The 13,690-nt window shown below is 73.1% G+C and carries 12 protein-coding genes; 8 read left to right on the top strand and 4 right to left on the bottom strand.

Annotated features, from left to right (window positions below; all coding sequences use genetic code 11):
* The first annotated feature begins 56 nt into the window (after positions 1 to 56).
* The 8 genes from nifH (at position 57) to draG (ending at position 9,127) form a co-directional block, all read left to right on the top strand.
* A complete protein-coding gene (nifH, locus tag IPO09_12410) occupies positions 57 to 923 on the top strand; it encodes a nitrogenase iron protein (GenBank protein ID MBK9518133.1) in 867 nt (288 codons plus the stop codon).
* 31 nt (positions 924 to 954) lie between these two features.
* Positions 955 to 2,406 carry a nitrogenase molybdenum-iron protein alpha chain gene (nifD, locus tag IPO09_12405; protein ID MBK9518132.1) on the top strand — a complete coding sequence of 484 codons (1,452 nt, stop codon included), beginning with the start codon at positions 955 to 957 and terminating at the stop codon, positions 2,404 to 2,406.
* A gap of 162 nt (positions 2,407 to 2,568) precedes the next feature.
* Positions 2,569 to 4,038 carry a nitrogenase molybdenum-iron protein subunit beta gene (gene nifK / locus IPO09_12400; GenBank protein ID MBK9518131.1) on the top strand — a complete coding sequence of 490 codons (1,470 nt, stop codon included), beginning with the start codon at positions 2,569 to 2,571 and terminating at the stop codon, positions 4,036 to 4,038.
* Positions 4,039 to 4,101: 63 nt separating this feature from the next.
* Complete coding sequence (locus IPO09_12395) at positions 4,102 to 6,861, top strand: bifunctional nitrogenase iron-molybdenum cofactor biosynthesis protein NifEN (protein MBK9518130.1); 2,760 nt, start codon at positions 4,102 to 4,104, stop codon at positions 6,859 to 6,861.
* 31 nt (positions 6,862 to 6,892) lie between these two features.
* Entirely contained in the window at positions 6,893 to 7,285 is a 393-nt protein-coding gene (gene nifX / locus IPO09_12390; GenBank protein ID MBK9518129.1) for a nitrogen fixation protein NifX, read from the top strand.
* A 123-nt stretch (positions 7,286 to 7,408) separates the two neighbouring features.
* Positions 7,409 to 7,675, top strand: coding sequence for a ferredoxin III, nif-specific (gene fdxB, locus IPO09_12385; GenBank protein ID MBK9518128.1), 267 nt, complete (start codon positions 7,409 to 7,411; stop codon positions 7,673 to 7,675).
* Positions 7,676 to 7,719: 44 nt separating this feature from the next.
* Entirely contained in the window at positions 7,720 to 8,166 is a 447-nt protein-coding gene (locus IPO09_12380; GenBank protein ID MBK9518127.1) for a GNAT family N-acetyltransferase, read from the top strand.
* A gap of 67 nt (positions 8,167 to 8,233) precedes the next feature.
* Entirely contained in the window at positions 8,234 to 9,127 is an 894-nt protein-coding gene (draG, locus tag IPO09_12375; GenBank protein ID MBK9518126.1) for an ADP-ribosyl-[dinitrogen reductase] hydrolase, read from the top strand.
* On the opposite strand, the gene IPO09_12370 is transcribed toward draG, so the two are convergent.
* The 4 genes from IPO09_12370 to IPO09_12355 all read right to left on the bottom strand — a co-directional run bounded on the left by IPO09_12370 (position 9,124) and on the right by IPO09_12355 (position 13,592).
* Positions 9,124 to 9,912 (bottom strand): NAD(+)--dinitrogen-reductase ADP-D-ribosyltransferase, encoded by a 789-nt coding sequence (locus tag IPO09_12370; protein MBK9518125.1) that lies wholly within the window; start codon positions 9,910 to 9,912, stop codon positions 9,124 to 9,126. The two genes, draG and IPO09_12370, sit on opposite strands and share 4 nt — an antisense overlap.
* An 11-nt stretch (positions 9,913 to 9,923) precedes the next feature.
* Positions 9,924 to 11,558 (bottom strand): nif-specific transcriptional activator NifA, encoded by a 1,635-nt coding sequence (nifA, locus tag IPO09_12365; GenBank protein MBK9518124.1) that lies wholly within the window; start codon positions 11,556 to 11,558, stop codon positions 9,924 to 9,926.
* Positions 11,559 to 11,738: 180 nt separating this feature from the next.
* Positions 11,739 to 12,128 carry a hypothetical protein gene (locus tag IPO09_12360; protein ID MBK9518123.1) on the bottom strand — a complete coding sequence of 130 codons (390 nt, stop codon included), beginning with the start codon at positions 12,126 to 12,128 and terminating at the stop codon, positions 11,739 to 11,741.
* A gap of 48 nt (positions 12,129 to 12,176) precedes the next feature.
* Positions 12,177 to 13,592 (bottom strand): OFA family MFS transporter, encoded by a 1,416-nt coding sequence (locus tag IPO09_12355; protein ID MBK9518122.1) that lies wholly within the window; start codon positions 13,590 to 13,592, stop codon positions 12,177 to 12,179.
* Positions 13,593 to 13,690 lie beyond the last annotated feature (98 nt).

Genomic DNA, 13,690 nt, shown 5'->3' with positions numbered 1-13,690 from the left:
GTGGGCCGGCCGGGCAGCCGCCAGGGGCCCGGGGACCCCGAGGAACGGAGAGACCAATGAGGCAGATCGCAATCTACGGGAAGGGCGGCATCGGCAAGTCCACCACCACCCAGAACACGGTGGCCGGCCTCGCCTCGCTCGGCAAGAAGGTCATGATCGTCGGCTGCGACCCCAAGGCCGACTCCACCCGGCTCATCCTGCACGCCAAGGCGCAGGCCACCGTGATGGACCTGGTGCGCGAGCGCGGCACCGTGGAGGACCTGGAGGTCGCCGACGTGATGAAGGTCGGCTACGGCGACATCAAGTGCGTCGAGTCGGGCGGGCCGGAGCCGGGGGTGGGCTGCGCCGGCCGCGGCGTCATCACGGCCATCAACTTCCTGGAGGAGCAGGGGGCCTACACCAAGGAGCTCGACTTCGTCTTCTACGACGTGCTCGGCGACGTGGTCTGCGGCGGCTTCGCCATGCCCATCCGCGAGAACAAGGCGGAGGAGATCTACATCGTCTGCTCCGGCGAGATGATGGCCATGTACGCGGCCAACAACATCGCCAAGGGCATCCTCAAGTACGCCACCTCCGGCCGGGTCCGGCTGGCCGGCCTGATCTGCAACTCGCGCAACACCGACCGCGAGGCCGACCTCATCGAGGCGCTGGCCAAGCGGCTGGGCACCCACATGATCCACTTCGTGCCCCGCGACAACGAGGTGCAGCGCGCCGAGCTGCGCCGCATGACGGTCATCGAGTACGCCCCGGAGCACAAGCAGGCCGAGGAGTACCGGACCCTGGCGCGGAAGATCCTGGAGAACAAGAAGCTGGTGATCCCGACGCCCCTCGAGATGGAGGAGCTGGAGGGGCTGCTCATGGAGTTCGGGATCATGGCCCCCGAGGACGAGGCGATCGTCGGCAAGGCCGCCGCGGTGGCGTAGCCGCACCACACGAAAGGCAAGGGAGCGAACCATGGCGGACGAGGTCGAGGTCAAGAAGGTCGAGGGCATCACCAAGGAGTCGACGCAGGAGATGATCGACGAGGCCCTGGAGGCCTACCCGGAGAAGGGGCGCAAGAAGCGGGCCCCCCACCTGGCGCCGAACGACCCGTCCGCCTGCTCCACCTGCGTCAAGTCGAACCGCAAGACCGTGCCGGGCGTGATGAGCGCCCGGGGCTGCGCCTACGCCGGCGCCAAGGGCGTGGTGTGGGGCCCCATCCGCGACATGGCCCACATCTCCCACGGGCCGGTGGGCTGCGGCTGGTACTCCTGGGGCACCCGCCGCAACCTGATGACCGGCAAGAACGGCGTCACCCAGTTCGGCATGCAGATGACGTCCGACTTCCAGGAGAAGGACATCGTCTACGGCGGCGACAAGAAGCTGGCCACCCTGCTGGCCGAGACCCACCAGCTCTTCCCGCTGGCCAAGGGCATCTCCATCCTCTCGGAGTGCCCGGTCGGGCTCATCGGCGACGACATCAACGCCGTCGCCAAGAAGTCGAGCCAGGAGCTGGACCTGCCCATCGTCCCCTGCAGCTGCGAGGGCTTCCGCGGGGTCTCCCAGTCGCTGGGGCACCACATCTCCAACGACACCATCCGCGACTACATCATCGGGACGCGGGAGTTCGCCGAGCCGGCCGGGCCGTACGACGTCGCGCTCATCGGCGACTACAACATCGGCGGCGACGTCTGGGCCGCCAAGGACCTGCTCGCCGAGATCGGGCTGAACGTCAAGGCCACCTGGACCGGCGACGGCGAGATGGACAAGATCGCCGCCACCCACCAGGTGAAGCTGAACCTCATCCACTGCTACCGGTCGATGAACTACATGTGCCGGGTCATGGAGGAGAAGTACGGGATCCCCTGGCTGGAGTTCAACTTCTTCGGCCCCACCAAGATCCGCGAGAGCCTGCGGAAGATCGCCGAGAAGTTCGACGACCGCATCAAGGAGAACGTGGAGCGGGTCATCGCCAAGTGGGACGTGGAGATGAAGAAGGTGGTCGAGGAGTACCGCCCCCGCCTGGAGGGCAAGAAGGTGATGCTCTACGTGGGCGGCCTGCGCCCGCGCCACACGGTGGGGGCCTACGAGGACCTGGGCATGGTGGTCATCGGGGCGGGCTACGAGTTCGCCCACTCCGACGACTACGAGCGCACCATGCCGGAGCTGCCAGAGGCCACCGTCATCTACGACGACGCCTCCGAGCACGAGCTGGAGCACTTCGTGCAGAAGCTCAAGCCGGACCTGATCGGCTCGGGCATCAAGGAGAAGTACCTCTTCCAGAAGATGGGGCTGCCCTTCCGGCAGATGCACAGCTGGGACTACTCGGGCCCGTACCACGCCTACCAGGGGTTCCCGGTCTTCGCGCGGGACATCGACCTGGCGGTCAACAGCCCGACCTGGAAGCTCGTGAAGTCGCCCTTCTGAGTTGCAGGGGGCGCCTCGCCCCCTCCCCGCCGGCGGAGCCGTCGGGGCCCCACCCCCCGAGAAGAAGCCGCTTCGCGAAAGCCGCACCGACGCCGCACCAGCCGCAGTGGAGCACCCGCCGCCCGTGGGACGGATGAGTCCCCGCGCGCCCAGGAGATGACCATGGCGAACAACCTCGGCCTCACCGTCAAGCCCGTCACCACCACCTCCCCCGAGGAGGAGGCCCGCGTCGCGGCCTGGATCGACACCCAGGACTACCGGGAGAAGAACTTCGCCCGCCAGGCCCTGGTGGTGAACCCGGTCCACGCCTGCCAGCCGCTGGGCGCCGAGCTGTGCGCCCACGGCTTCGAGGGGACGCTCCCCTTCGTGCACGGCTCGCAGGGCTGCGCCTCCTACTACCGCTCCACCCTGAACCGCCACTTCCGCGAGCCGGCCCCGGCGGTCTCCGACGCCATGACCGAGGACGGCGCGGTCTTCGGCGGCCAGGCCAACCTGCACGAGGGCCTGGAGAACGCGGTGGCGCTCTACAAGCCCAAGATGATCGCGGTCTTCACCTCCTGCATGCCGGAGGTGATCGGCGACGACCTGACCGCCTTCCTCAAGAACGCCCGGAACAAGGGGACCCTGCCCAAGGACCTGCCGACGCCCTACGCCAACACCCCCAGCTTCAAGGGCACCCACATCACCGGCTACGACAACATGTTGACGGCCATCCTGCAGAACCTCACCGAGGGCAAGAAGGTGGAGGGGCGCTGCACCGGCAAGCTCAACTTCATCCCGGGCTTCGACGCCAACACCGGCAACTACCGGGAGTACAAGCGGATCTTCGACGCCTTCGGCATCCCGGCCACCATCCTGGCGGACATCACCGAGACCTTCGACTCGCCCAACGACGGCACCTACCGCCTCTACCCGGGCGGCACCCCGCTGCTCGAGGCGGGCGACTCGGTGAACGGCAAGGCCACCCTGACGGTGGGCCCCTACGCCACCGCCAAGGCCTTCGCCTGGATCAAGGAGGCCTACGCCGGGCGGCACGCCTCGCTGGGCATGCCCATGGGGATCGGCCGGACCGACGACTTCCTCATGAAGCTGGCCGAGCTCTTCGACCGGCCGGTGCCGGACGCGCTCCGGGCCGAGCGGGGCCGGGCGGTGGACGCCATGACCGACGCCCAGCAGTACATGCACGGCAAGAAGTTCGCGGTCTACGGCGACCCGGACCAGCTGCTGGGGTACGTGGCCTTCCTGCTGGAGATGGGCGCGGTGCCGCGCCACGTGCTCTGCAGCCGCGGCTCCAAGAAGCTGGAGAAGGAGCTGGAGCTGCTCCTCCAGTCCTCGCCCTTCGGCGCGCAGGCCCAGATCTGGATGAACCGCGACCTGTGGCACCTGCGCAGCCTGGTGATGACCGACCCGGTGGACGCCGTCATCGGCGACACCCACGGCAAGTTCCTGGCGCGCGACGCCAAGATCCCGCTCTTCCGCTTCGGCTTCCCGGTCTTCGACCGGGTCAACAAGCACCGCTCGCCCATCATCGGCTACCAGGGCGTCATCAACATGCTCAGCGAGATCTGCAACCGCTTCCTCGAGATCAAGGACGACACCTGCGAGGAGCGGTTCTTCGAGATGATGCGGTAGCCGGACCGGGGCGCGCGACCGGGAGCCGGCGCGCGCCCCACCTTCACGCCTCCCGGAGGAGCCATGGCGCGCCCCGACTACTACGACGCCGCCGAGTGCGAGACCCAGGAGAAGGGCGCGCCCAAGTTCTGCAAGAAGTCCGAGCCGGGGGAGGGCACCGAGCGGAGCTGCGCCTTCGACGGCGCCCGGGTGGTGCTGATGCCCATCACCGACGCCATCCACCTGGTCCACGGCCCCATCGGCTGCGCCGGCAACTCCTGGGACAACCGCGGGGCCCGCTCCTCCGGCAGCCAGCTCTACCGGCGCGGCTTCACCACCGAGCTGAGCCAGAACGACGTGGTCTTCGGCGGCGAGAAGAAGCTGCGCCAGGCCATCCTGGACCTCACCGCCCGCTACCGCGGCGAGGCCAAGGCCGTCTTCGTCTACGCCACCTGCGTCTCGGCCATGACGGGCGACGACGTCGACTCGGTCTGCAAGTCGGTCTCGGCCGAGGTGGACGTGCCGGTCATCCCGGTCAACACCCCCGGGTTCGTCGGGGACAAGAACATCGGCAACCGGCTGGCCGGGGAGCTGCTGCTCGACCACGTCATCGGCACCGCCGAGCCGGATCACCTGACCGACTACGACGTCAACCTGATCGGCGAGTACAACATCGCCGGCGACCTGTGGGGGATGCTGCCCCTCTTCGAGCGGCTCGGCATCCGCATCCTCTCCTGCATCAGCGGCGACGCCAGGTTCGCGGACCTGCGGTACGCCCACCGGGCCCGCCTCAACGTCATCATCTGCTCCAAGAGCCTCACCAACATGGCGCGGAAGATGAAGAAGCGGTTCGGCATCCCCTACCTGGAGGAGTCCTTCTACGGCCTGACCGACACCGCCAAGGCGCTCAGGGACATCGCCGCCGCGCTCGACGAGGCCCGCGGCGTGCCGGGCGACACCACCATGCGCGACCGGGTGGAGCGGCTGGTGGCCGAGGAGGAGGTCGCCACCCGCCTGGCCATCGCCCCCCACCGGGCGCGGCTCCAGGGGAAGCGGGCGGTCCTCTTCACCGGGGGGGTCAAGACCTGGTCGATGGTGAACGCCCTCAGCGAGCTGGGCGTGGAGATCCTGGCCGCCGGGACCCAGAACTCCACCCTGGAGGACTTCCACCGCATGAAGGCGCTGATGCGGGAGGACGCCGGCATCATCGAGGACACCTCCACGGCCGGGCTGCTGGCGGTCATGAAGGAGAAGCTGCCCGACCTGATCGTGGCCGGCGGCAAGACCAAGTTCCTGGCGCTCAAGACCCGCACCCCGTTCCTCGACATCAACCACGGGCGGTCCCACCCCTACGCCGGCTACCAGGGGATGGTCACCTTCGCGCGCCAGCTCGACCTGACGGTCGGCAACCCCATCTGGCCGGCCCTGACCGTGCCGTCGCCCTGGGAGGGCGGCGAGGCGGCCTGCCTGCTGGCGGCGGAGCGGGCGGCCGGCCACGCCGACCGGCTGGCGGCGGAGGACCTGTCGGCCTCGCGGGTCAAGGTCCCGGTCAAGGCGGCCACCGTCAACCCGCAGAAGAACTCGCCGGCGCTGGGGGCCACCCTGGCCTACCTGGGCATCGACCGGATGCTCGGCCTGCTCCACGGCGCCCAGGGCTGCTCGACCTTCATCCGGCTCCAGCTCTCGCGCCACTTCAAGGAGTCGATCGCCCTCAACTCCACCGCCATGAGCGAGGACTCGGCCATCTTCGGCGGCTGGGAGAACCTGAAGCGCGGCATCGGCCGGGTGGTGGAGAAGTTCCGGCCGGGCGTGGTGGGGGTGATGACCTCCGGGCTCACCGAGACCATGGGCGACGACGTGCAGTCGGCCATCGCCCAGCTGCGCCTGGAGCGGCCCGACCTGGCCGGCACGCCGGTCATCTGGGCCTCCACCCCCGACTACTGCGGCTCGCTGCAGGAGGGCTACGCCGCCGCGGTCGAGGCCATCCTGGGCACGCTGGCCGAGGGCGGCGAGCGGCGGCCCCGCCAGGTGAACCTGCTGCCGGGCTCCCACCTCACCCCGGCCGACGTGGAGGAGCTGAAGGGGCTGATCGAGGCCTTCGGGCTCGAGCCGCTCACGGTGCCGGACCTCTCGACGGCGCTCGACGGCCACATCGACCTGGAGGTCTCGCCCCTCTCCACCGGCGGCGTGCCGGTGGAGGCGGTGCGCCTGGCCGGCCGGGGCGCCGCCACCCTCTACGTGGGTGACTCGCTGGCCCGGGCGGCCCGCGGCCTGACCGAGCGCTTCGGGGTGCCGGCCTACGGCTTCACCTCCCTGACCGGGATCGGCGAGGTGGACGCCTTCGTGGCCACCCTCTCGGCCCTCTCCGGCCGCCCGGTGCCCGAGCCGCTGCGGCGCTGGCGCAGCCGCCTGGCCGACGCCATGGTGGACAGCCACTACCAGTTCAGCGGCAAGAAGGTGGCCCTGGCGCTGGAGGCCGACCACCTGAAGGGGCTGGCGGCCTTCCTGCACGGCATGGGCTGCCATCTCACGGCCGCCCTGGCCGCCACCCGCACCCGGGGGCTGGACGCGCTGCCGTGCCCGCGGGTCTTCGTGGGCGACCTGGAGGACCTGGAGGAGGCGGCCCGGGGCGTGGACCTGCTGGTGGCCAACTCCAACGGCCGCCAGGCGACCGCCGCGCTGGGCGTGAAGGCCCACCTGCGCACCGGCTACCCGGTCTTCGACCGGCTGGGCGGGCACCAGAAGGTCTGGGTCGGCTACCGCGGCACCATGAACCTGGTCTTCGAGGTGGCCAACCTGCTGCAGGCCTCGACGGGCGAGGCGCAGAAGCTGGCCCACAACTGACGGGGGCCCTCCAGGGCCGAGGAGGCAGGGCATGCGCGTGGCGTTCACCAGCAGCAGCGGCACCACCATCGACGAGCACTTCGGCCAGGCGAGCCGCTTCTTCATCTGGGAGGTGGGGCCGGACTCCGCCGAGGTGGTCGGGCAGGTGGCCACCCTCTCCGGCGGCGACGAGGAGGACCGCATCGCCGCCCGCGCCTCGGCCATCGCCGGCTGCGCCATCGTCTACACGCAGGCCATCGGCGGGCCGGCGGCCGCCAAGCTGGTGGCCCGCCGGGTCCACCCCATGAAGACCGGGGAGCCCCTGCCGGTGGCCGAGGCGGTGGCCAGGCTGCAGCAGGTGCTGCGCGGCCGCCCGCCGCCGTGGCTGCGCCGCCTGCTCGGGCCCACCGAGGTCGAGCCGCCCCCCGAGGCGCCGCTGGACTGAAGCTCCCGGCGCCCCGCTGGCCGGGGCGCCGGGCCACCACCCTGGGCGCCGCTCGACGGGCGGCGCGCCAGGCCACCGCGCCGCCCTCCGGCGGCGTCCACCAGGAGCAGGAGGAGGAGCGACATGTCGTTCATCACCGGGCTGACCCGCAGCGGCAGGGAGTGGACGCCCCGCTTCGTGCGCCACATCGACAAGGAGCTGTGCATCGGCTGCGGCCGCTGCATCAAGATCTGCGCCCACGACGTGCTGGCGCCGGCCGAGGTGGACGAGGAGGAGTCGGCCAAGATGTACGCGGTGGTGGGGCGCCCCGACGACTGCATCGGCTGCGAGGCCTGCGGCCGGACCTGCAAGAAGGACGCGTTCACCTTCGAGCCGGTGCCGGCGCCGTGAGCCGGGCCGGGCCGGCCGCCTGCCCGGCGCCCGACCGCGGCGGCGTGCTGGCCGTCCGCCCGGCCGGGACGGCGGACCTCCCGGCGCTGGTGGGGCTGCTCTCGGAGCTCTTCTCGCTGGAGGCCGACTTCGCGCCCGAGCCGGCGCGGCAGCGGCGCGGGCTGGCCGCCCTGCTGGCGGCCGGGGACCGGGCCGCGGTGCTGGTGGCCGAGCGCGACGGCGCGGTGGTGGGGCTGGTGACCGGGCAGCTGGTCATCTCCACCGCCGAGGGCGGTCCGGCGGCCTGGGTGGAGGACCTGGTGGTGGAGGCGGCGGCCCGCGGCGCCGGGGCCGGGCGGCTGCTGCTGGACGCGCTCGGCGCCTGGGCCAGGGAGCGCGGCGCCACCCGCCTGCAGCTGCTGGTGGACGAGGAGAACCTGGCGGCGCACGGCTTCTACCGGCGGCTCGGCTGGCGCCCCACCCAGCTGCGGGCGCTGCGGCAGCGCCCCTAGGCCCGCGGCCGTGGACCAGCCGGCCTGCCCGGGCGCGCCGCCCCTCGCGCCGCCGCCCTCCGTCCACCTGCCCGACGTCCGCGACCGGGCCCGGGCCGCCTTCCTCGGCCTGGCCATCGGCGACGCGCTGGGCGCCACCGTGGAGTTCATGACGGCCGGCGAGATCCGGGCGGCCCACGGGGTCCACCGCGAGCTCAGCGGCGGCGGGTGGCTGCGCCTGCGGCCAGGCCAGGTGACCGACGACACCGAGATGTCGCTCGCCGTGGCGCGCGCCGTCGACGCCGCCGGGGGGTGGTCGGCGCCGGCGGTGGCCGCCGCCTTCGCCGCCTGGCTCACGGGTCGCCCCACCGACGTCGGCTCCACCTGCCGCGCCGGGATCCGCCGCTTCATGCTGGACGGGACCACCGAGGGCCAGCCGGGCGAGTGGGACGCCGGGAACGGCGCCGCCATGCGGGTGCTGCCGGTGGCCCTCCTGACGCTGGGCGACGACGCGGCGCTGCGGCGCGTGGCGGTGGCGCAGGCCCGCATCACGCACCACCACCCGCTCTCCGACGCGGCCTGCGTCCTGGTGGCCCGGCTGGTCCAGCAGGCCTGCCTGGGGCGCTCGCTCCGCCACCTCCGCGCCTGCGCGGAGGCCGCGGTGCAGGCCCAGCCGCGCCTGCGCTTCGTGCCCTACCGCGGCCTGGCCACCGGCTACGTGGCGGACACCATGCAGACGGTGCTGCACCACCTCTTCGCGACGCACGACTTCGAGGGGTGCCTGACGGCGGTGGTCAACCAGGGCGGCGACGCCGACACCACCGGGGCCATCGCCGGCGCCATCGCCGGCGCCTACTACGGGCCGGAGGCGCTGCCGGCCCGCTGGACCAGGCGCCTCGACCGCGGGCTGGTCGCCGAGCTCTCGCGGCTGTCCGGGCGGCTGGTGGGGCTGTCGCCGCTGGGGCAGGGCGGCCCACCCTAGGCCATGACCCGCCGCACCGTGAGCTCGCCGCCGATGACCAGCGCCTCGCGCTCCCCCTGCAGCGCGCCGCCCAGGAGCCAGGAGAGGCAGAAGAGGCGCGGCACCGCCACCCGCGCCTCCCAGACCGTGGAGCCGAACTCCCAGGCCCGCTCCGGGTCGTCGGTGAAGGAGCAGAGGTTGTTGAGCGCCACCACCTGCTCGCGCGGGCCCAGGCGGCGCAGCACCTGGTGCTCGCCCACGTCGTGCTGGCCCCGCCACAGGGTGAGCCAGCGCGCCTCCGGGTGGCGGCGCGCCAGCTCGTACTGGGTGAAGGCGTAGACCAGGTCCAGCTGGTCGAAGATGGCGCTGGTGCGCGCGCTGCCCTGCATGCGGTCGGCCTCGTAGCGCCGCTGGGCCTCGCCGTCCGCGCCGTCCAGGCGGCCGCCGTGGAAGGTGGGCGGGATGCCCATGCGGCTCTCCACCCAGGCCTTCAGCACCGCGCCCTCCACCGAGCTCGAGTCGTGGCCCCAGCCGCGCAGGAAGCGCAGGTAGCCGTTGCGCAGGGCCCGGCGCGCGGTGGGCGAGGCCTGCGCCTGCCACTGGTGCAGCTGGAAGCGCACCGAGAGCCAGTCGTCGAGGCGCCGGGCCCGCTCGGCCGGATCGTCGGTGGCGTCGAGGGCGCGGAAGAAGAAGGCGTTGGCCTCGCGCACCCCCTGCACCTCGAGCGCGCGGGGGTCGTCGTTGAACTCCGCCGAGGCGATGACCCAGGGCGGCAGGTTGCAGCGGTTGAAGGAGGTGGGCCGCATGGCGCCTCGGCCTAGAACCGCTCCAGGGTGATGCCGTACTTCTTCACCCGGTACCCGAGCTGCCGCACCGTCATGCCGAGCAGCCGGGCCGCCTTGGCCTGCACCCAGGCGCTCTTCTCGAGGGCGGCGAGCACGGTGGCGCGCTCGTCGGGCGGGGTGGAGGGCGAGGTCGGGGTCGGGGTCGAGGTCGGGGCCGAGGTCGAGGTCGAGGTCGGGGTCGGGGTCGGGCTCGGGCTCGGGCTCGGGCTCGGGCTCGGGCTCGGGGCCGCCGAGAGCCCCAGGGGCGCCGACGCCAGCTCCATCAGGCAAGCGGTGTGGACGCCGCCCTGGATGCAGGGGAAGTCGCCTCGCCCCAGGCGATCCCGGTCGGTGCCGACCACCGCCCGCTCCAGGCAGTTGCGCAGCTGGCGGGCATTGCCGGTGAGGCGACACTCGCCGAGCACGTCCAGCGCCTCCGGGGCCAGCTGGACGGCCCGGCCGTTCTCCTCGTTGAGCTGCCGGAGGAAGTGCTCCGCCAGCGCCGGCACGTCCTCGGGCCGCTCGCGCAGCGGCGGCAGCGAGATGGTGACCACCGAGACCCGGTGGTACAGGTCGAGCCGGAAGGCGCCGGTGCGCACCATCTCCTCGAGGTCGCGGTTGGTGGCGGCCACCACCCGCACGTCCACCGTGATGGTGCGCCGGCCGCCCACCCGCTCGAACTGCCGCTCCTGCAGGGCCCGCAGCAGCTTGGCCTGGGCCGCCTGGGAGAGCTCGCCCACCTCGTCGAGGAAGAGGGTGCCGCCGTCGGCCTGCTCGAACTTGCCGGCGTGGGTGGCGCTGGCGCCGGTGAAGGCCCCCTTCTCGTGGCCGAAGAGCACCGACTCCACCAGCGCCTCGGGCAGCGCGGCGCAGTTGACGGCCACGAAGGGTCGGGCGGCGCGCGGGCTGACGTCGTGCACGGCCCGGGCGATGACCTCCTTGCCGGTGCCGCTCTCGCCGCGCAGGAAGACGGTGGCGCGGCTCTGCGCCACCCGCGCCACCAGCGCCAGCACCTCGCGCATGCGGGCGCTCTGGCCCACCACCCCGGGGAAGCGGTCCGGCTCCGGCGCCACCGGCGGCAGGTCGCGCGAGGCGCGGCGGTGGGGGCTCTCCAGCTGCATGAGCCGGACGCGCGCCGCCACCAGGTGGGAGACCACGGTGAGGAAGCGCACGTCGCGCCCGAACTCGGTGGGGGCGGTCCCGTGGGGCCGGTCCACCGTGAGGACCCCGAGCACCGTGCGGCCGTCCTGCACCGGCACGCCGATGAAGGCGCGCGGCGAGGTGTCGAGGTCGCGCCAGGTCCCGGTGCGGTTGAGGAAGAGCGGCTCCTGCCCGATGTCGGCGATGACCACCGGCAGGCCGGTGGCGAAGATGCGCCCCACCACCCCTTCGCCCGGGCGCAGCCGGCCCAGGATGCGCTCCGAGTCCTTCATCTGCGGCGCCGCCTCGATGAAGACCTCGCCGGTGACCGGGTCGAAGAGCGAGAGGGTGCCGTTCTCCATGCCCAGGTAGAGCCCGAGCAGGTTGAGCGCCGAGGTGAACGCCTTGTTCAGGTCGGTGGAGAGCGAGAGCACCTTGCCGACCTCGTAGAGGGTCTCGGTCTCGAGATCGGCGCGGCGGGGGCTCATCCGACCGGGAGTAGCAGGCCGCGTGCCAGCGGGGGCGTTCGGGCGGCGGAGCCAGGCGCCCGGGATCAGGCGGGAAACGCCGGGCCGAGGCGACGGCTCCCGCGGGTGGCCGGTCTCGTGCTGGCAGGGGGTGCGCTGGCTGCTCGGCGGTCGGGCAGCCGGGCAGGGGAGACCGGCGCCCTAGACGGCGGCGTCGATCAGGGCCACCGGCGCCGGGAGCGGGTGCGAGGCGGCCAGGTAGGCGGCGATGCCGCGCGGCGCCGGTGTCCCGGGGGGCACGATGGAGATCTCGTGCCAGCGCAGCTCGGGCCGGGGCGCCGCGTGCGGCAGCGTCGCGGCGTCCAGCGCGGCCTCGGCCTCGGCCTCGGCGGAGGCGGAGCCGACTGGCTGGTCGGTCCTCGTCGCGGCGGGTGCTGCCGTGCCGGGCGGGCGGAAGACCGGCTCGGCGGCGGCCGGGCGCACCGCGGGTTCGCCCGGGCGGACCGCATGGTCGCCCGGGCCCAGCGGGCGCGCCGCTGCCTCGGGCGGGCGAGCCGCCGGGGCGGCGGGGCCTCCGAGCTGGGTGATCATCCCGACGCCTCCCCGCCGCTGGCTGCGCGGCGCTTCGCCCCGATGCTATCAGCCCGGGTGGCGTGCGCCAGCCGACGCAGCGACCTTCGACGGGGTGGGTGCGCCGGGGGGTCGGGCCAGCACCGGCAGCAGCACGGCGGCGGCCAGCACGCCCGCCATCACCGGGAGTGCGCCGGTGTAGGAGCCGGTGGCATCCTTCACCGCCGCCACGAAGATCGGGCCGGCCACCCCGGCGGCGCCCCAGGCCGACAGGATCCAGCCGTAGTTGATCCCCAGGTGGCGGGTGCCGAACCAGTCGGCCACCAGCGAGGGCATGGTCCCGAAGCCGCCGCCGTAGCAGAGGAGCACCACCGCGAAGAGCGCCGCCACCGCGGGGAGCGAGTGGACCTGCGACACCGCGGCGAAGACGCCGATCTGGACGCCGTAGATGAGCCCGTAGGCCAGCCGCCGGCCCAGCCGATCCGAGACGGCGCCCCACAGGAGGCGCCCCAGCCCGTTGGCCAGGGCGATGAGCCCGTAGACCCCCACCGCCGCCTCGGCGCTGGCGCCGGTCAGCTCGCGCATGATGGGGACGGCGCTCGAGATGAAGAGGATGCCGGCGGAGACGTTGAGGAAGAGCATGGCCCAGAGCGCCCAGAACTGCGGGGTGCGCAGGGCGAGGGAAGGGGGCCAGTCGGCGAGGGAAGGGGGCGGGGTCGCGGTCGAGGTCGAGGTCGCGGTCGAGGTCGGGGTCGGGGTCGGGGTCGAGGTCGGGGTCGAGGTCGGGGTCGAGGTCGAGGTCGCGGTCGAGGTCGGGGTCGGGGTCGGGGTCCCGGTCGAGGTCGCGATCGGCGGGTTCCGGATCGCCGCCGCGCAGGCGATCCCCACCACGCCGAACACCAGGCCCGACACCGTGAAGGACCCCAGCACGGCCGCGGTGGCCTCCGGGGAGAGCGCAGCCGCCGCGCCGACCTTGCGCAGCGCCAGCACCTCGCCGGCCTCCCTGGCCGCCGCCGCGAAGGAGGGCACGGCGCGCAGGGCCAGGTTGTAGAGGAAGGCGCCCAGCCCGAAGCCCATGACCACCAGGCCGCTGCCGAGCCCCCGCCGGGCCGGGAACCACTTGGTGACCGCCGCCACCGGCGTCACGTAGGCCAGCCCCAGCCCCAGCCCGCCCACCACGCCGTAGCTCAGGTACAGCCAGGCCGACCCGAGCCAGCGCGTGCCCAGCCCGGCGCCCAGGTTCCCGAGCGCCCAGAGCGCCGCGCCCGCCACCGCCACCGGCCGCGGCCCCAGCCGGTCCTGCAGCCGGCCACCCAGGATGGCGCCTACCCCGAGGGAGAAGATGGCCGCCGCGAAGGCCCAGGTGGTGGTGGAGGCCGACCAGCCGAAGGCCGCCGCCAGCGGCTGGGCGTAGAGGCTCCAGCTGTAGACGGTGCCGAGGACGGTCATGAGGCCGGTCCCGGCGGCGGCGACGATCCAGCGCATGGACGCTGGTCGTCGCACGAAGGGAGGCGGGGCGTCGAGTGTCGGGAGGTCGACCGCGGCCCCGGCCTCCGCCTCGGCTCCGGCCCGGGCCGCAGCCG

It is taken from the genome of Anaeromyxobacter sp., from assembly GCA_016718565.1.
Lineage (GTDB): Bacteria > Myxococcota > Myxococcia > Myxococcales > Anaeromyxobacteraceae > JADKCZ01.
Note: the sequence above shows the minus strand (reverse complement) of the source record. Positions and strands in the feature narration are given on the sequence as shown.

Bases quoted from the DNA above. Each gene is read 5' to 3' on its own strand.
- IPO09_12370 (MBK9518125.1), bottom strand. From the start codon at position 9,912: ATGCGGCCCACCTCCTTCAACCGCTGCAACCTGCCGCCCTGGGTCATC.
- nifX (MBK9518129.1), top strand. From the start codon at position 6,893: ATGCGCGTGGCGTTCACCAGCAGCAGCGGCACCACCATCGACGAGCAC.
- fdxB (MBK9518128.1), top strand. From the start codon at position 7,409: ATGTCGTTCATCACCGGGCTGACCCGCAGCGGCAGGGAGTGGACGCCC.
- nifA (MBK9518124.1), bottom strand. From the start codon at position 11,558: ATGAGCCCCCGCCGCGCCGATCTCGAGACCGAGACCCTCTACGAGGTC.
- IPO09_12360 (MBK9518123.1), bottom strand. From the start codon at position 12,128: ATGATCACCCAGCTCGGAGGCCCCGCCGCCCCGGCGGCTCGCCCGCCC.
- nifK (MBK9518131.1), top strand. From the start codon at position 2,569: ATGGCGAACAACCTCGGCCTCACCGTCAAGCCCGTCACCACCACCTCC.
- IPO09_12355 (MBK9518122.1), bottom strand. From the start codon at position 13,592: ATGCGCTGGATCGTCGCCGCCGCCGGGACCGGCCTCATGACCGTCCTC.
- nifH (MBK9518133.1), top strand. From the start codon at position 57: ATGAGGCAGATCGCAATCTACGGGAAGGGCGGCATCGGCAAGTCCACC.
- nifD (MBK9518132.1), top strand. From the start codon at position 955: ATGGCGGACGAGGTCGAGGTCAAGAAGGTCGAGGGCATCACCAAGGAG.
- IPO09_12395 (MBK9518130.1), top strand. From the start codon at position 4,102: ATGGCGCGCCCCGACTACTACGACGCCGCCGAGTGCGAGACCCAGGAG.